At 69.6% G+C, this 17,211-nt stretch carries 14 protein-coding genes and 1 riboswitch; of the genes, 5 read left to right on the top strand and 9 right to left on the bottom strand.

Annotated features, from left to right (window positions below; genetic code table 11):
- The first annotated feature begins 87 nt into the window (after positions 1-87).
- The 3 genes from QJS31_RS33485 to QJS31_RS33475 are packed head-to-tail and all read left to right on the top strand — an operon-like array spanning position 88 to position 4,931.
- On the top strand, positions 88-1,416 hold the full coding sequence (locus QJS31_RS33485) for a hypothetical protein (RefSeq protein WP_306358617.1): 1,329 nt from the start codon (positions 88-90) through the stop codon (positions 1,414-1,416).
- The gene (locus QJS31_RS33480) at positions 1,413-2,375 is read left to right on the top strand and encodes a glutamate ABC transporter substrate-binding protein (protein ID WP_282785109.1); all 963 of its coding nucleotides are present in this window, start codon (positions 1,413-1,415) and stop codon (positions 2,373-2,375) included. The genes QJS31_RS33485 and QJS31_RS33480 overlap by 4 nt, the downstream gene beginning before the upstream one ends.
- Before the next feature lie 3 nt (positions 2,376-2,378).
- Positions 2,379-4,931 (top strand): tetratricopeptide repeat protein, encoded by a 2,553-nt coding sequence (locus tag QJS31_RS33475; RefSeq protein ID WP_306358616.1) that lies wholly within the window; start codon positions 2,379-2,381, stop codon positions 4,929-4,931.
- Between the two features lie 276 nt (positions 4,932-5,207).
- Here the strand turns inward: QJS31_RS33475 and QJS31_RS33470 are convergent, their stop codons facing one another.
- Positions 5,208-6,404, bottom strand: a complete 1,197-nt coding sequence (locus QJS31_RS33470) for an acetate kinase (RefSeq protein ID WP_282779704.1) — start codon at positions 6,402-6,404, stop codon at positions 5,208-5,210.
- A 2-nt stretch (positions 6,405-6,406) separates the two neighbouring features.
- A complete protein-coding gene (pta, locus tag QJS31_RS33465) occupies positions 6,407-8,482 on the bottom strand; it encodes a phosphate acetyltransferase (RefSeq protein ID WP_282779702.1) in 2,076 nt (691 codons plus the stop codon).
- Positions 8,483-8,549: 67 nt separating this feature from the next.
- Here pta and QJS31_RS33460 point away from each other — a divergent pair, with 67 nt between their 5' ends.
- Positions 8,550-10,451, top strand: a complete 1,902-nt coding sequence (locus QJS31_RS33460; protein ID WP_282779700.1) for an ABC transporter ATP-binding protein/permease — start codon at positions 8,550-8,552, stop codon at positions 10,449-10,451.
- A 130-nt stretch (positions 10,452-10,581) separates the two neighbouring features.
- Here the strand turns inward: QJS31_RS33460 and fgd are convergent, their stop codons facing one another.
- Both fgd and QJS31_RS33450 read right to left on the bottom strand, forming a co-directional pair.
- Positions 10,582-11,592, bottom strand: coding sequence for a glucose-6-phosphate dehydrogenase (coenzyme-F420) (gene fgd / locus QJS31_RS33455; RefSeq protein ID WP_282779698.1), 1,011 nt, complete (start codon positions 11,590-11,592; stop codon positions 10,582-10,584).
- Between the two features lie 234 nt (positions 11,593-11,826).
- Positions 11,827-12,183, bottom strand: coding sequence for a hypothetical protein (locus QJS31_RS33450; protein WP_052373856.1), 357 nt, complete (start codon positions 12,181-12,183; stop codon positions 11,827-11,829).
- 124 nt (positions 12,184-12,307) lie between these two features.
- Here QJS31_RS33450 and QJS31_RS33445 point away from each other — a divergent pair, with 124 nt between their 5' ends.
- Entirely contained in the window at positions 12,308-13,069 is a 762-nt protein-coding gene (locus QJS31_RS33445) for an HAD-IIA family hydrolase (protein WP_051037835.1), read from the top strand.
- A 151-nt stretch (positions 13,070-13,220) separates the two neighbouring features.
- Here the strand turns inward: QJS31_RS33445 and QJS31_RS33440 are convergent, their stop codons facing one another.
- From QJS31_RS33440 to QJS31_RS33420, 5 genes are all read right to left on the bottom strand, one after another.
- Positions 13,221-13,703 (bottom strand): MarR family winged helix-turn-helix transcriptional regulator, encoded by a 483-nt coding sequence (locus QJS31_RS33440; RefSeq protein WP_282779696.1) that lies wholly within the window; start codon positions 13,701-13,703, stop codon positions 13,221-13,223.
- The gene (locus tag QJS31_RS33435) at positions 13,700-14,344 is read right to left on the bottom strand and encodes a type 1 glutamine amidotransferase family protein (RefSeq protein ID WP_282779694.1); all 645 of its coding nucleotides are present in this window, start codon (positions 14,342-14,344) and stop codon (positions 13,700-13,702) included. Before QJS31_RS33435 ends, QJS31_RS33440 begins: the two co-directional genes overlap by 4 nt.
- A gap of 96 nt (positions 14,345-14,440) precedes the next feature.
- Positions 14,441-15,655 (bottom strand): O-succinylhomoserine sulfhydrylase, encoded by a 1,215-nt coding sequence (locus QJS31_RS33430; protein ID WP_029933013.1) that lies wholly within the window; start codon positions 15,653-15,655, stop codon positions 14,441-14,443.
- A 106-nt stretch (positions 15,656-15,761) separates the two neighbouring features.
- On the bottom strand, positions 15,762-16,184 hold the full coding sequence (locus QJS31_RS33425) for a rhodanese-like domain-containing protein (protein WP_306358615.1): 423 nt from the start codon (positions 16,182-16,184) through the stop codon (positions 15,762-15,764).
- Positions 16,185-16,201: 17 nt separating this feature from the next.
- A riboswitch (SAM riboswitch) is annotated at positions 16,202-16,312 on the bottom strand.
- 64 nt (positions 16,313-16,376) lie between these two features.
- Complete coding sequence (locus QJS31_RS33420; protein ID WP_306358614.1) at positions 16,377-16,865, bottom strand: hypothetical protein; 489 nt, start codon at positions 16,863-16,865, stop codon at positions 16,377-16,379.
- Positions 16,866-17,211: the final 346 nt, after the last annotated feature.

Below are 17,211 nucleotides of genomic sequence, written 5' to 3'. Positions count from 1 at the left end.
TGTTCGCCGCGCGCGGCACAAGACCACAATATGCTCAATCGACCGACAAGCAGTCGAGCGATCGTTTCCGGCCCGTGGGAGGTGAGCATGGCTCGCATCGAGCAGCAGCGGCTCGACGAGCTGTCGCCGCGCGCGGCAGCCGCCCTGGTGCGGGAGCGGCTCGACACCACCGAGCTGCGCGCCTTCGCGCGCTCCTCCCCCGCCAAGCTGATCGCCATCGGGTTATTGCTCCTGGGGTTGTGCGCGGCGGCCGGGGCGGTCACCGCGACCGGCGTGAACGATCGACAGCATGCCCTCGACGCCCTGCTCGAGCAGGCCGAACCGGATGCGAATTCGGCACAGCGGCTCTACACCGCGCTGTCGATGGCCGACGCCTCGGCCGGAACCGCCTTCATTTCCGGCGGTCTGGAACCGAAGCCGGTGCGCGAACAGTACAGCCGGGCCATCGGGGAGGCGGCCGCGGAACTGGTGACCCATTCCAACTACTCCAGCGCCGACGACACGCAACTGCGCACCGGCATCGCGAGCGGACTGCCGGTGTACACCGGACTCATCGAGACCGCGCGGGCCAACAATCGCGCCGGGCAGCCGGTGGGACCGGCCTATCTCAGCGAGGCGTCGCATCTCATGCAGGCGACGCTGCTGCCCATGGCCCAACGGTTGCAGGAGAACCGGGCGGCCGCCATCGGCGAGATCCAGCGCACCCATGTGCGCCCGCCGTGGCCCGCCATCGCGCTGCCGCTGCTGGCGGTGGCGGCGCTCATCGCGGCGCAGCTGTTCCTGGCCCGCCATTGGAACCGGGTCCTCAATCCCGGTCTGCTACTGGCCACCTGCACCATGGTGATCCTGCTGACCTGGACGGTGGTGGCGGGCGGCATCTCCGCGGTCGCGACCACCGATGCCCGGGACAGCGGCTCCGGCCCGACCGCGACGCTCACCGAGGGCCGCATCCTGGCCCAGCAGGCCCGCACCGCCGAAACCCTGAAACTGGTGCGCCGCGACGCCGGGGGCGACTACGACCGCACCTACGACGCGGCCATGAGCCGACTGCGCGAGCTACTCACCGGCTACCCGTCGCAGGCACCCGCCGCCACCGAGATCACCGGCGCGGTCGGCGCGCTGGACCGCTGGCGCGCGGCACATCAGCGGATGAACGAGGCGCTGGGGCGCGGCGACTTCATCGGCGCGGGGGCGGTGGCCACCGGGCCGGGAGCCGATGAGGCGGGCGCGCAGGTGGCGGCGCTGGACCGGGCGCTGGCCAATGGCATCGCCGCCACCCGCGACGCGCTGCGCCAGGACACCGCGCACGCCGCCCGGGTCCTCGACCTGCTGGCCCCGGGCGCGCTCGTACTGGCCACCGCGGCGGCCGTACTGGTGGCGGCGGGCCTGTGGCCTCGACTACGGGAGTACCGATGAGACGCCGACTACTCCTGCTCACCCTGGCGGCGCTGGTGGCCGCCGGATGCCACGGCGAGGACAGCGCCGCACCGCCGCCCACCCGGGTACCCAGCTTCACCGATCCGCCGCTGCCGTCGGGAGCCGTTGCCGCGCAGCCGCATACGTCCCCGCCGCCGGAACAGGTCACCTGCTCCGATCCGACCGCCAGCCTGCGCCCGGACGGGCGCGGCGGCCCCGCCGTGGACGCCATCCGCGCCCGCGGCCGCCTGCTGGTCGGGCTCGACCCGGGCAGCAATCTGTTCAGCTTCCGCGATCCCGCCACCGGCACCCTGTCCGGCTTCGACGTCGGCATCGCGCGCGAGATCGCCCGGGACCTGCTCGGCGATCCGGAGAAGATCGAATACCGCATCCTGGGTTCGGCCGACCGGGAACAGGCGCTGGCCGAGCACACCGTGGACGTGGTGGTGAAGACCATGACCATCACCTGCGAACGGCGACAGCGGGTGTCGTTCTCGACGTCGTATCTGCAGGCGCACCAACGGGTGCTGACCGTGCGCGATACCGGCATCGGCGGACTGGCCGACCTGGCGGGGCGGCGGGTCTGTGTGGTGGGCGGCACCACCTCGCTGGACCGGATCCGCCGCCAGCAGCCCGCGGCGTCCCTGCTCACCGTGCCGAGTTGGGCCGACTGCCTGGTGGTGCTGCAGCAGCGACAGGTGGACGCCATCAGCACCGACGACACCATCCTGGCCGGACTGGCGGTCCAGGATCCGCTCACCGTCGTGACCGGGGAGGACCTCAGCACCGAGCAGTACGGCATCGGCATTCCGAAGGATCAGGAAGATCTGGTGCGCTTCGTCAACGGCACCCTGGAACGCATTCGCGGCGACGGCACCTGGGACCGCCTCTACCAGCGTTGGCTGGCACCGCAACTCGGCACAGCCGCCATCCCCCCGCCGCCGAGATACCGGGACTGAGCCATGAGCGAACCGTCCGAACATCAGCGAGGCAGCGACGACGCACCGACACCCGGCGACGCCGAGGAGGGTGCGACGGAGGCCACCGCCCGCCCGGCGCGGACGGAACTCACCTTCCGTGCGGCACCCTCCGACGAACCCGGCGGCAATACCGAATTCGCAACCCGCCGAACATCATCCGGCGAATCCGGCGGCGACACCGCATACGCGCGGCGTGGGAAACGGGCGGACGCGGGCGGTGGCGGCACCGAACTCACGCCCCGGCCGACCACCGGCGAGCCCTCGGGGTCGCCGGGGACCGTGGCGGTCGGCCGGACACCGGACGGCTGGGCCGGGGCCGAGACCGCCGACGCCACCGACGGGCGCGGCCACACCGAGCCGCGGGTGCCGACGCGGCCCTCACAGCGCAGCGGCCGGATGACCCGGCCGCGGCCCACGGTGCGGCGGCTCGGGGCCGGGCTGGTGACCATTCCGACCGTGGAACCGGTGGACCCGGCCGAGGTGGTCATGCAGGATCCGGTGGTCGCCGAGGGCCGCCGCTTCTGCTGGCGCTGCGGCAAACCCGTGGGGCGAGCGACCCCGACCCGGCCGTCCACCACCGCGGGCACCTGCGAGACCTGCGGTGCGCCCTACGATTTCCGGCCCAGCCTGCATCCCGGCGACCGGGTGGCGGGCCAGTACGAGATCCAGGGCTGCCTGGCCCACGGCGGGCTGGGCTGGATCTACCTCGCCATCGACCGCAATGTCAGCGACCGCTGGGTGGTGCTCAAGGGCCTGCTGCACGCCGGGGACACCGAGGCGCAGGCGGTGGCGATGGCGGAGCGGCAGTTCCTGGCGGAGGTGGTGCACCCGAGCATCGTCAAGATCCACAATTTCGTCGAACACCCTGGGCCGGACGGCAATCCGGTCGGCTACATCGTCATGGAGTACGTCGGCGGGCGCTCGCTGCGCAATCTGCTCGACGCGCATCCCACCCCGGAGCGCATGCCGGTCACCGAGGCCATCGCCTATGTGCTGGAGGTGCTTCCGGCGCTGGACTACCTGCATTCGCTCGGATTGGCGTACAACGACCTCAAGCCCGACAACATCATGGTCACCGAGGACCGGGTGGAGCTCATCGACCTGGGTGCGGTCGCCGCCTTCGAGTCGTATGGAAACCTGTACGGCACCAGGGGTTTCCAGGCTCCTGAGATCCCCCGCACCGGTCCCACGGTGGCCTCGGACATCTATACGGTGGGCCGCACGCTCGCGGTGCTCACCCTGAACATGCCCATGCAGCAGGGCGCGTACTGCGACGGCATCCCGGACCCGGACGAGCAGCCGGTGCTGGCGCGCCACGAGTTCTTCCATCGACTGCTGCTGCGCGCCACCGATCCCGATCCCGCACGCCGCTTTCCCACCGCGCGCGTCTTCGCCAATCAGCTCACCGGTGTGCTGCGCGAGATCCTGGCCGTCGAGACCGGCACCGAGCATCCGCAGCTGTCCACCCTCTTCAGCCCGCCCCGAACCTGTTTCGGCACGGCGGAATACGTGGCGCAGACCGATGGCCTGGTGGACGGCCTGGAACGGGACACCCTGCTGCGCGCCCGAGACGTGGCGGCGGCACTGCAGGTGCCGCTGATCGATCCGGCCGACCCCTCCGCACCGCTGCTGGCCGGTGCGGCGCATCCGGAGCCCCGACACGCCCTCGACGAACTGCGCCACGCCCGCCAGCGCGCCGGAGCCGAACCCGGCGGGGCCCCGGCCAGTTTCGAACTGGAGGTGACCTTGGCCGAGGCGCGGGCGCATCTGGATCTCGGCGAACCGGCCGCCGCCCGCCTGCTGCTGGACCGGCTCGGCGACACCACCGCGCCGCCAGCCTCGGACTGGCGCATCGACTGGTATCTCGGGGTCGCCGAACTACTGGACCGCGACTACGAGCGCGCCTTCGGGCGCTTCGACGCGGTGCTCCAGGCGCTGCCCGGTGAGATCGCGCCCAAGCTGGCCCTGGCCGCCACCGCGGAACTGATTCTGCAGCACTGGGATTCCGACGATCCCGAACAGTGGCGCGCGTACGCGGAGAAGTACTACGCCACCGTCTGGCGCACCGACCGGGGCGTGGTGGCCGCCGCCTTCGGCCTGGCCCGCCAGCTCGCCGCCGCCGACGCCATCGCCGCCGCCGTCCGCGCCCTGGACCAGGTGCCCCCGGCCTCCCGCTACTACGCCGACGCCCGCATGACCGCCATCCTGATGCTGCTCACCTCCGCCCCCGTCGACGAGTTGGACGAGGCCACGCTGCACCTCGCGGCCGCCCGCGTCCAGGCGCTGCCACCGGGCGAGAGCCGCACCGGCCAACTGCGGGTGCTGGTGCTCGGCACCGCCCTGGGCTGGCTGCAGGCGGGCCGCACGCCGAAGTCGCCGGACGCCGAGATCTTCCGCGCCCCCTTCACCGAACGCGAGCTGCGCCGCGGCATCGAAGCGGATCTGCGCGCCCTGGCCCGCACCGCGCCCGGACGCAACCACCGTTACGCGCTGGTGGACCTGGCGAACGCGATCCGCGCGAAGTCCTGGATCTGAACCACGGCGGGCGATCGACCCAGCGCGCTACCCGAGCACGGTCCGAGCACAGCGGCGGCGGAAGTCAACAGAGCCCGTGTCGCGGCGGCTCCGATCGGGGGCAGCCGATCGAATGTGGAGCGGAACCGACGAGGGATGGTTCCGACCCGACCGTTGTGCGTGACGCGACACGGGCTCTGGTGAGCCCGGGACCGGAGGTTCCGGGCTCGGTAACCACTATGCCGGTCGAATTATGAGGGTTTCGTTAAGAAGCGGTTCAGAACAGGCACAGCGGATTCAGCCGACGAGTGCGGCGCTGGCGCGGGCAATGGCCAATTCCTCATTGGTCGGCACCACCAACACCGCCACGGGTGCGCCGTCGGGAGAGATGCGGCGGGCGGAGCGGTCGCGCACCGCATTGCGCTCCGGGTCGACCTCGATGCCGAAACCGGCCAGCCCCGCGAGCGCGTCGGCCCGCACCCGGGCGTCGTTCTCGCCCACCCCGGCGGTGAAGGTGATGGCGTCCACCCGGCCCAGTGCCACCAGGTACGCGCCGATGTAGCGGCGCAGCCGGTGGATGTACACGTCGTAGGCCAGTGTCGCGGCCGCATCGCCCGCGTCGATGAGGCGGCCGAGTTCACGGAAGTCGTTCACCCCGGACAGGCCCTTGAGTCCCGAATCGCGATTGAGCAGGTCGTCGACCTGCCCCACATCCATACCGGCGGCCCTGATCAGATGGAAGATGATGCCCGGATCCAGGTCCCCGGAGCGGGTGCCCATGACCAGGCCCTCCAGCGGCGTCAGCCCCATGGTGGTGTCCACCGCGCGCCCGCCGCGCACCGCCGACGCCGACGCGCCGTTGCCCAGGTGCAGCACGATCTGGTTGACGTCGGCGTAGTCGCGCCCGAGGAACTCCGCCACTCGGTGCGAGACGTAGTCGTGCGAGGTGCCGTGGAAGCCGTACTTGCGGATACCGTGCGCGGCAGCGGTCTTGGCGTCGATGGCGTAGGTCTTGGCGGCGGCGGGCAGCTGGTGGAAGAAGGCGGTGTCGAAAACCGCCACCTGCGGCACGTCCGGCAGCAGCGCCCGCGCGCTCTCGATGCCGGTGACATTGGCCGGATTGTGCAGCGGCGCCAGGGTGGACAGGTCGGCGATGGCCCGCACCACCTCGTCGGTGACGAGGGTGGGTTCGTAGAACACCTCGCCGCCGTGCACCACCCGGTGCCCGACCGCGCCCAGGTCCTCGGCGGCGAGGTCGTGGCCGCTCTCGGTGAACAGCTCGAACACCAGCCGCAGCCCCGCCGCGTGATCGGCGATGGGACCGTCGTGCTCGAATGTCCGTCCGTCGCAGCTGTGTTCGATGGTGGGTGCGCCATCGCCCACCGGCTCCCCGATGCGCTGCACCACGCCGGAGGCCACCACGGTGGCCGTATCCGGTTCCAGCAGCTGGTATTTGATCGAGGAGGACCCGGAGTTGATCACCAGCACCTTCACGACTACGCCTCCCGCTGGGCCTGGATGGCGGTGATGGCCACCGTATTCACGATGTCGGCGACCAGCGCACCGCGCGACAGGTCGTTGACCGGCTTGCGCAACCCCTGCAGCACCGGACCGATGGCTACCGCGCCCGCGCTGCGCTGCACCGCCTTGTAGGTGTTGTTGCCCGTATTGAGGTCCGGGAAGATGAAGACCGTGGCCCGCCCGGCCACGACGGAGTTCGGCAGTTTGGTGCTGGCCACCGTCGGTTCGATGGCGGCGTCGTATTGGATCGGCCCCTCCACCAACAGTTTCGGTGCACGCTCCTGCACCAGTTTGGTGGCGGCACGGACCTTGTCCACATCCGCGCCCGACCCCGATTCGCCGGTCGAATACGACAGCATGGCGATCCGCGGGTCGATGCCGAACTGGGTGGCGGTGCGGGCCGAGGAGACGGCGATATCGGCCAGCTGTTCGGAGGTCGGATCCGGTACCACGGCGCAGTCGCCGTACACCAGTACCCGATCCGCCAGGCACATGAGGAATACGCTCGACACGGTGGAGACGCCCGGCTCGGTCTTGATGATCTCGAAGGACGGGCGGATGGTGTGCGCGGTGGTGTGCGCCGCACCCGACACCATGCCGTCGGCCACCCCCATCTGCACCATCATGGTGCCGAAATACGAGATGTCGGTCATGAATTCGCGCGCCCGCTCCACCGTCATGCCCTTGTGGGCGCGCAGCCGCGCGTACTCCTCGGCGAATTCCTCACGCAGCGGGCAGGTGCGCGGATCGAGCACCTCGGCGGCGTCGATATCCACGCCTAGTTCGGCGGCGCGCCCGCGCACGGCGGTCTCGTCGCCCAGAATGGTGAGATCGGCGATCTTGCGCTGGAGTACGCGACCGGCGGCGCGCAGGATGCGGTCGTCGTCGCCCTCGGGCAGCACGATGCGCTTGCGGTCGGCGCGCGCCCGCTCGATGAGCTGGTACTCGAACATCTGCGGCGTGATCACGCCCGGCGTGCGAACCTCGATCTGCCGCAACAGTTCCGCCGCGTCGACCCGCTCCTCCATGAGCGCCAGCGCGGTATCCACCTTGCGGATGCTCGACAGCGACACCCGGCCGCGGGTCAGCGACACCGCCTTGGCCGTCTCGAAGGTGCCCAGCTGCGTGCTGATGATGGGCAGCTTCGGTTTCATACCGGCGATCAGGCGCGCGATGGTGGGATCGGGCAGCATGCCGCCGTTCATGATGATGCCCGCCAGCGACGGAAAGCCCGCCGCCTCATGGGCGTTCACCAAGGCCAGCAGCACGTCGGCGCGGTCGCCGGGCGTGATGACGGCGATGCCGTCCTCGAGCCGTTCCAGAATGTGCTCGGTGGTCATGGAGCCGACGATCACGCGCAGCGCCTCACGCTGCATGAGTTCCGGGTCGCCGCTGTAGATCTCACCGTCGATGGCGGCGCACAGCTCCTCCACGGTCGGCGCGGTGAGCAGCGGCACCTCCGGCAGCGCCCAGGACGGCACATCGCACACCTTCAGCGCGGCGGCGTCGGCTTCGAGCTGCTCGGGGTCGCAGCGGTTGGCGATGACCGCCACCAGCCGCGCGTGCTCGGCCTTCAACTCCCCGTCGCACAGTTCCACCACCTGGCCGAGTTCGGCGGAGGTGCGGCCCGCGCCGCGCACCACCAGCAGCACCGGAGCGCCGAGGTTCACCGCGATGCGGGCATTGAAGCGCAGCTCACTGGGGCTGGCCACGTCGGTGTAATCGCTGCCCAGAATGAGCACGGCATCGCAGTGCCTGGCCATCTCGTGGAAACGCATGACGATCTCGCTGATGGCGGCGTCCGGGTCGGCGTGCACCTGCTCGTAGGTGACGCCGATGGAGGACTCGTAGTCGTCATCGGCGGTGGAGTGCTCGAGCAGCAGTTCGAGGATGTAGTCGCGCTCGGTGGCCGACCGGGTGATGGGCCGGAACACGCCGACCCGCGGGGTGGTGGCGGCCAGCATCTGCAGTACGCCGAGCGCGATGGTCGACTTTCCGGTATCGCCCTCGGGGGCTGCGATGTACACGGTGGACGGGGCGGAAGCGGCCATGATCACGAGCTTAGCGGCCAGCGTTTCACGCCGCCGTTTGCCGGACCATAGCCTTAGGCTCGCGGACATGATCGGCGCATCCGGTCTCGATTGGGGACACGAGACTTTCCACAGCCTCTTCTGGATCGCCAAGGCATTCGCCATCACCGCACTCGTATTCCTGATCGGCGCGGCCGTCATCGTGCGATGCACCGACTGGGGGCGCATGTTCTGGCGCATCACCGGCGGCTACTTCACCGGACGGGAGAGCTGGCCCGCCTGGGCGCTGTTCGCCGTGGTCCTGCTGCTCGCCGTGTACAGCGTGCGCATGACGGTGCTGTTCACCTACTTCTACAACGACTCGTTCACCGCGTTGCAGCTCGGCGTGCAGGCCCTGGTGGACGGCGCGGGCAGCCCGGAGAGCGAGCGGGCGGCGGCGCTGTTCTGGCAGAGCCTGGGCGTATTCGGGGTGCTGTCGCTGATCCTCGTCGTGATGGGCGTGGTGTCGTACTGGTTGCAGCAGGCCTTCCACATCCACTGGTGGACCTGGCTGAACACCCGCTTTCTGGACGACTGGCTGGATGGCAAGGCGTACTACCGCGGCCGGTTCATCGACAAGACCGTCGACAATGCCGATCAGCGCATCCAGCAGGATGTGTACGACTTCGTGGAGGGGTCGTACGCGCTGTGCTTCGGCGGCAATGTCGGGCCGTACAGCATCAGCGGCAACGGTGTGATCGGGGCCGGGCTGTCGCTGGTGTCGTTCACGCCCATCCTGTGGCGCATCTCGGGCCCGCTGGACGTCTTCGGCGTCACCGTGCCCAGGGCGCTGGTCTTCGCGGCGTTCGCGTGGGTGGCCTTCGCCACGGCGGTGGCGTTCTGGATCGCCCATCCGCTGATCACACTGAACTTCTGGTTCCAACGCCGCACGGCCGACTACCGTTTCGCGCTGGTGCGGCTGCGGGAGAACGCCGAGAACGTCGCCTTCTACCACGGCGAACGCGAGGAGCGGGGCGGTCTGGACCGCCGGTTCGCGGCGGTGATCGCCAATATGTGGGCGCGGGTGTACCGGCTGCTGCGCTTCTTCGGCTGGAATCTCACCACCAAGCAGGTCGGCGGGGTGTTCACGGTGCTGCTGGTGGGGCCGCGGGTATTGGCCGGCACCGCCACCCTGGGCGATCTGCAACAGGCCACCAGCGCCTTCGGTCAGGTGCAGGACGCGCTGTCGATGCCGCAGTCCTCGTATGCCGCGTTCACCTACTACCGGGCCACGCTGATCCGGCTGGACGGGCTGCGCGAGGCGGACCGGAAGGCGCGGGGGCTGCCGGTGATCGCCACCCGGGAGGCGACGGCGGGGCTGGAGCTCACCGACGTGCAGGTGCGCACACCCGATGGGACGCCGCTGATCACCGATCTGAACCTGCGGCTCGAGCCCGGTGACGCGCTTGTGGTGAAAGGCGGCTCCGGGGTGGGCAAGACGACGCTGCTGCGCAGCATCGGCCAACTCTGGCCATACACCGAAGGGCGGGTGAGCCGTCCGCTGGGCGATGCCGCGCTGTTCCTGTCGCAGCGGCCCTATCTGCCGCTGGGCGATCTGCGCACCGCCATCACCTATCCGGCGGCACCCGGGATCGTGGACGACGAGACGCTGCGGGCGACGCTGATCACCGTGAATCTCGGGCACCTCACCGACCGCCTGGACGAGGAGACCGATTGGGCGTCCACCCTCTCGCCCGGTGAACAGCAGCGGGTGGCGTTCGCGCGCATCCTGTTGCTGCGGCCCGAGGTGGTGTTCCTGGACGAGGCCACCTCGGCGGTGGACGAGGGGCTGGAGTACACGCTCTACCACCTGGTGCGCACCGAGACGCCGGACACCGTGCTGGTCAGCGTGGCGCATCGCAGCACGGTGGACCGGCACCACACCCACCGGCTGGAGTTGGCCGGTGGCGGGGCGTGGAAGCTGTCGCCGATCGGGGCCGTGCGGGTGTGAAGGCGACGTGTGGGCCACGCTGGCGTGGTTCGGCGCGACGGCCGATGCCATCGCCCGCGGGCGCGCACACAGCGGCGAGCCCTGGTCGACGATCGGCGGGAACCGGGGTCGCTCGCGCGGGAGAGCCCGCTCAGCTCAGGGCACGCAGGCGCGGGGCCAGGTCGCGTTCGAACAGCTCCAAGAAGCGCTTCTGGTCGTGGCCGGGAGCGTGGAAGACCAGGTGGTTCAGGCCCGCGTCGGTGTACTGCTGGATCTGCTCGACCGCCTGGTCCGGATCGCTGGCCACGATCCAGCGCTTGGCGATCTGCTCGATGGGCAGCGCGTCGGCGGCGGCCTCCATCTCGATCGGATCGGTGATGGAGTGCTTCTGTTCGGGGGTCAGCGAGAGCGGGGCCCAGAAGCGCGTATTCTCCAGCGCCAGTTCGGGATCGGTGTCGTAGGAGATCTTGATCTCGATCATGCGGTCGAGGTCTTCGGCGGTGCGGCCCACCTTGGCCGCGCCCTCGGACACCGCGGGCATGAGCTTCTCGGTGTAGAGCTCCATGCCCTTGCCGGAGGTGCAGATGAAACCGTCACCCGCGCGGCCCGCGTACCGGGCGACGAGGGGGCCGCCCGCGGCGATGTAGATCGGGATGCCGCCCTTGGGCACGTCGTAGATGGACGCGCCGACGGTGGTGTAGTACTGGCCCTCGAAGTCCACGCGGTCGCCGGTCCACAGCGCGCGCATGAGATCGACGGCCTCCCGCAGCCGCGCGAAACGCTCCTTGAACTCCGGCCATTCGCCGGAGTAGCCGGTGGCGATCTCATTGAGCGCCTCACCGGTGCCCACACCCAGCATGACGCGCTCCGGGTACAGACAGCCCATGGTCGCGAACGCCTGCGCGATGACCGCCGGGTTGTAGCGGAAGGTCGGGGTCAGCACCGAGGTACCGAGCTGGATGCGCCGGGTGCGCTCGCCGACCGCGGCCATCCACGCCAGTGAGAACGGCGCGTGGCCGCCGTTGTGCCGCCACGGCTGGAAGTGGTCACTCACCGTGGCGCTGTCCATGCCGTGTTCCTCGGCCAGCACCGCGATCTCCACCAGTTCCCGCGGGCCGAACTGCTCCGCCGACGCCTTGTATCCGAGCTTTAGGTTCTTCACCTGCGCCACTCCTGTCGCCTGTATTGCGCTGTGTGTGCGGGTCCCCTCAGCCCGCAGGCCGCTCGGGCGCGCTGGATGTGGCGGCGCGCGAACGGCTTACTTCGCACCCTAGGTCAGAAACGGGCGGCAAGGTGGTGGGGTCGCATCCGTCGAGACGAACCGTCGCGCCCGAACGGGTATTCCGAGCCGCTCCCCGGCGACTGTCCATCGCGGGCTCCCGACACGGAACTCCGGCTACCGCGGCAGCGGTGGCCCCGGGTCCAGGCCCATGGCCTCGCGGGCCTTGCGGATGAAGTACAGCCCGCCGCGCACGGTCTCCTTGGCGATGCGCACCTGCCCCAGCGTGGTGGCCTTCACCACCTGCGCTCTGGCGATATTCAGCCGGTCCACGGCCTCGGACATGGCGCGCAGGGCCTCGTCGTTGTCGGGATCGAGGCGGGCCAGTTCTCCGGACATGCGGTCCAGGTGCCGGTTCACCTCCGCTTTCGCATCGGCCACCCGCTCCACGTTCCCGGACCACTCCCGCGAGATCCACCAGATGGCGAGGCCCACGATGGCCAACACCAGAACCAGGAACAGCAACCGACCCATACCTCCAGCTTACGGCGGCCCCGACCGCCCGGTAACCGCCGCGCTGATCGCCGATTCGCTCTCGATAGCGGACAATTGGCTCGTGACCACCAATGCTGAGCCGATCCTGTCCTACCTCACCGATATGGACGGTGTGCTCGTGCACGAGAACCATCTCGTGCCGGGGGCCGATAAATTCCTGGCGGAACTGAGCACCAATGACATCCCCTACCTGGTGCTCACCAATAATTCCATCTACACCGCGCGCGATCTGCAGGCGCGGCTGCGGCACTCCGGGCTCGACATCCCGGTGGAGTCGATCTGGACCTCGGCGCTGGCGACCGCGACCTTCCTCAACGAGCAGCGGCCCAATGGCACCGCCTATGTGGTGGGCGAATCCGGGCTCACCACGGCCCTGCACGAGATCGGATACGTGCTCACCGACAGCGATCCGGACTATGTGGTGCTCGGTGAGACCCGCACCTATTCGTTCGAGGCCATCACCACCGCCATCCGGCTGATCCTGGCGGGGGCGCGGTTCATCGCCACCAATCCGGACGCCACCGGCCCCTCGCGCGAGGGCGTGCTGCCCGCCACCGGTTCGGTCGCGGCCCTGATCACCCGCGCCACCGGCAAGGAGCCCTACTACGTGGGCAAGCCCAACCCGCTCATGATGCGCTCGGCGCTGCGGCGCATCGGCGCGCATTCGCAGTCCACGGTCATGATCGGCGACCGCATGGACACCGACGTGATCTCCGGACTCGAGGCCGGGCTGCGCACGATCCTGGTGACCACCGGCATCTCCGGCCGGGCCACCGCGGAGGACTTCCCCTTCCGCCCGACCCTGATCCTCGACTCCGTCGCGGAGCTGGTGGGCCGCACCCGCGACCCGTTCTCAGCGGCCTGACGCGCGGCCCCGGCGGCGCGCACCCCGCACGCATCCGCGTGCACGGTGCCGGAGGAATCCACCGGGCCTGGTGGTGGCACGCCGTCGCGGGGGTGGCCGCCACCGTCGTACCGCATCGCCGCGGGACGGCCGCTGCCGCTTCGGGTGCGATTCACTCGCGCTCGAGTGCGTCGAGTGCGGTCGCGAGGGTGGTGAGCGCGTCGACCACGCGGGTGAACTCCTCGATGCCGAGGTGTTCGGTGAGGCGGGCGGAGATGTCCGCGTGCTGGGGGTCGATGCGCTGGACGGCCGCGTAGCCCGCGTCGGTGGGGGCGACGAGTTTGGCGCGGCGGTGGGCCGGGTTCGGGCGGTATTCGGCCAGGCCCTTGTCGACCAGCAGGTCCGCGATCCGCTGCACGCTCTGCCGGGTGATGCCCATCGCGCGTGCGATCCCGGCCACGGGCAGCGGCTCCCGCAGCACCGCGCCCAGCACCTGCCACCAGGCCGCGGTGAGACCCGCCGGGCGGGCCAATTCCTCGGCGATGGCGAGGAATTGGCCGTTGAGCTGGAACGAGGTGATCGCCGCCGTACTGAACAGTTCCTGTTCGCGCCGAGCCTCGCCGTCCGCCCGCCCGGTGGAGCGGCGCCGCGTCACGACGCCGCCGCCTCGGCCGACCGCCGCTGCTCGTACTCGGCGAGGGCGAAGAATCCGGCCGGATCGTTGTCGCCGTAGAGCCGGTACCACGCGTCGAGGATGTGCGGCTCGTAGATGTCGAGCCGGGCGAGGATCGCCCGCGCGAACTCGACCGGCCTGGTGCCGGTGGCCGTGATCAGATCCCCGTCGGTGACGGCGGGCTCGTACACGAAGCGATCGGCACCCGAATAGCCGCTGTAGGCAAGGTATTCCGCCGCATTGCTGGTGTGCGCCCGCTCGTCGAGCAGCCCGGCCGCCGCCAAACCGAAAGTGGCCCCGCAGATTCCCGCCACCGGCACACCCGCCGCCACGAACTCACGGGCCTTGTCCGCGAAGGGTGTCAGCGCACCCGTTTCCCAGGTGTCCGCGCCCGGCAGGATGAGCATGGCGCTGTCGGCCGGGGACAGCTCGGCCAGCGTCACATCCGGCACCACCCGCATACCACCCGCCGAGGTGACCGCGTCGCGGCCGATCCCCACCGTGCGCACCTGCCAGGTGCCGGGCTCCCGGTGCCACATGGCGCGGTTGATATGCGCGGTGGCGTGGCCGACCTCCCAATCCGCGAAGGTGTCGTAAACGGCCATGTGCACTGTTTTCATCATGACAGTATCCTGTCATGATTGACAGGATACTGTCAATCTGTTGGACACGAAAAACCCCGGCCCATCGAGAGCCGGGGTGTCGCGCGTGCCGAGCGGTCAGCTCAGCGCGTGATCCAGATCGCCGAGCAGATCCTCCACATCCTCGAGGCCCACCGAGATGCGGACCACGCCGTCGGTGATGCCCACGGCCGCACGGCCTTCCGGCCCCATGGCCCGGTGCGTGGTGGTGGCCGGATGGGTGATCAGAGTCTTGGCATCGCCGAGGTTGTTCGAGATGTCGATGATGCGCAGCCGGTTGAGCACTTCGAACGCGCGCTTCTTGGCCTCGTCGGCACCCGCCTTCAGCTCGAAGGTGACCACGGTGCCGCCGCCTGACATCTGACTCTTGGCCAGCTCGTACTGCGGATGCGAGGCCAGGAAGGGATACTTCACCCAGGCCACCGAATCCTTGCCCTCGAGGAACTCCGCGATGCGCTGCGCCGAGGAATTGGCCTGGCGCACCCGCAGCGGCATGGTCTCCAGACCTTTGAGCAGCGTCCAAGCGTTGAACGGGCTCAGTGCCGGACCGGTGTGGCGCATCAGATTCTTCACGGGGCCGTCGATGTAGTCCTTGGACCCGAGAATGGCCCCGCCCAGGACACGACCCTGGCCGTCGATGTGCTTGGTGCCGGAATAGACCAGCACATCAGCGCCGAGCTCGAATCCGCGTTGCAGCAGCGGAGTGGCGAAGACGTTGTCCAGCACCACCTTCGCACCCGCGGCGTGCGACAGCTCGACCACCCGACGCACATCCACCAGCGACTGCATGGGATTGGACGGCGTTTCGAAGAACACGGCCTGGGTGGGCACCGACAGCGCCCGCTCCCACTGGTCGATGTCCTCACCGTCGACGAAGACGGTCTCCACGCCCCAGCGCGGCAGAATCTCGTTGGCCACCACGAAACAGGAGCCGAACAGGCTGCGCGCGGCCACCAGCCGGTCACCCGCGCCGAGCAGCGCGCCCAGCGCCGTGAACACCGCCGACATCCCGGACGCCGTGGCGAAACACGCTTCGCCGCCGTCGATCAGGCGCAGCCGCTCCTCGAACATGGCGACGGTCGGATTGCCGTAGCGCGAGTACACGTAGTGCTCGATATCGCCGGTGAACGACGCCTCGGCCGCCTCGGCGCTCTCGTAGACGAATCCGGAGCTGAGGTACAGCGCTTCGGAGGTCTCCTCGAAACCGCTGCGGCGCAAGCCGCCTCGGACGCCGATGGTCGCAGGGCCGACGCCCTCGGGCAGGGGCTTGTCGAAAGCGCCTCCGGTGATCACAGCTGCCTCCCATCGACAGAGTTCGACCGACGCGCCACAGACGCGACGGCGGTGGCGGTCACGACCGACGGAACCCGCAGCGCGCCCGAGGTGGGAACCGGTCGCGTCATGATTGCCGCCACGGAAGTCCCTCGGCGCGCCAGCCGGAGCCGCCGCGGTGTCCCTGCGCGTCCAACGCGCCCTCGAAACCCTCGACCACGTTGAACGCGGGCGTGAACCCGACGGCGGTGGCCGCGGTGGCCGCGCCGATGGAGCGCTGCCCGGACCGGCAGATGAAGATCACCGGCGCGTCGCCCTGGGGATCCCGCTCGGCCAGCGCCTGCTTGAGCTGGTCGGTGAACCGGGTATTGGGCGAGCCGGTGGCGTCCACCCATTCGATGAGGACGGTGGGCCGGCCGATGCCGCCGGTATCGGGTACGCCGACGAATCGCCATTCGGCCTCGGTGCGCACATCCACCAGCACCGCGTCCGGATTGTCGCGCAACAGCTCCCACGCCTGCCGTGGCGTGATGTCACCCGCATAGCTCACTGCTTGAACCTCCTGTGAATCCGCACTTGCCGCACCGAGGTGCGTGGCCAGGTCGTCACCCGGAGCACCCCACCGCGGAGGAGGGTTGCCGACCAGCCAGCCGGGGCTTGGCGCTGGTACTCATGACCTGGATCTGAGATTGCCCGGACCACCGCCCGACTGTCAAACGCATGTGTCCGAGTAGTGGGACGGTCAGCGGTCGCAGACCACCCAACGGTCGTCGGCACGGGTGAAGTTCCAGGTCGAGGTGTTATCGGTCCCGTCGACGCGCACGGTGACGGTGGCGGTGGCGTGGTCGCCGTCCACCCGGGCGTCGGTGAGGCGCACGAATTCCAGAGCCGGTGCGGCGTCGTCGGATTCGATCCGCACCGGGGAGCGGTCGCCGTCGAAGCCCGCGCAGACGATGCGATCACCCAGCGGGTCGTCCGCGGCCAGCGCGCCGACGAGATTGCGGGCGGCCACGGCCAGCCGATCGGAATCTGTGACATTCTTCTCAGCCGGGGATACCAGCCCCGCGATCACGATTCCCAGTACGACCAGCGCGATGATGCCCGCGGCGGCCAGGAACGGCAGCATCGACCTGGTCCCGGTCTGGTCGATCGGGATCGGCTGCTCATCCGCACCGGCTGTGTGTTCCGATCGCTCAGCCGAGTTTTCCGGCCGCTCGCTTCGCTCACTCATGAGCTAGATCATGCCTGGTCGCCGGGGGTGTACGCGGCCCGACACCGGGTACCCGATGCTGTGGGCATCCGCCCAGTTCACCGCACCCCGGCGGGCCGTGGTCTACCCCACCGATAGAATCGTCTGAATTCTCCGCCCGCGCGGGGGAATAGCAGGACGGCGCAGCAACGCTGCAGCGTCGGAGGCCTCGGGATGACCCGAGCTCGGGCGTCAACTTAGCCTAAGCTAAGAACGACGGCTAAGACTGACCGCAAGATTGTATTTCGACTCGTAAGGGTGCGCGTAAGAGATGACCGAACAGAGTGCAGCGACCCGCCCGCTCCGCATCGCGATCGTTGGTGCCGGC

Source organism: Nocardia sp. CC213A, from assembly GCF_030766805.1.
Lineage (GTDB): Bacteria > Actinomycetota > Actinomycetes > Mycobacteriales > Mycobacteriaceae > Nocardia > Nocardia otitidiscaviarum.
The sequence above is the reverse complement of the archived record's forward strand: the minus strand, read 5'-3'. Positions and strand labels throughout refer to the sequence as shown.

Coding starts and splice junctions, on each gene's coding strand:
- QJS31_RS33420 (WP_306358614.1), bottom strand. CDS start 16,865: ATGAGTGAGCGAAGCGAGCGGCCGGAAAACTCGGCTGAGCGATCGGAA.
- pta (WP_282779702.1), bottom strand. CDS start 8,482: ATGGCCGCTTCCGCCCCGTCCACCGTGTACATCGCAGCCCCCGAGGGC.
- QJS31_RS33450 (WP_052373856.1), bottom strand. CDS start 12,183: ATGGGTCGGTTGCTGTTCCTGGTTCTGGTGTTGGCCATCGTGGGCCTC.
- QJS31_RS33485 (WP_306358617.1), top strand. CDS start 88: ATGGCTCGCATCGAGCAGCAGCGGCTCGACGAGCTGTCGCCGCGCGCG.
- QJS31_RS33480 (WP_282785109.1), top strand. CDS start 1,413: ATGAGACGCCGACTACTCCTGCTCACCCTGGCGGCGCTGGTGGCCGCC.
- QJS31_RS33435 (WP_282779694.1), bottom strand. CDS start 14,344: ATGATGAAAACAGTGCACATGGCCGTTTACGACACCTTCGCGGATTGG.
- QJS31_RS33460 (WP_282779700.1), top strand. CDS start 8,550: ATGATCGGCGCATCCGGTCTCGATTGGGGACACGAGACTTTCCACAGC.
- QJS31_RS33445 (WP_051037835.1), top strand. CDS start 12,308: ATGGACGGTGTGCTCGTGCACGAGAACCATCTCGTGCCGGGGGCCGAT.
- QJS31_RS33475 (WP_306358616.1), top strand. CDS start 2,379: ATGAGCGAACCGTCCGAACATCAGCGAGGCAGCGACGACGCACCGACA.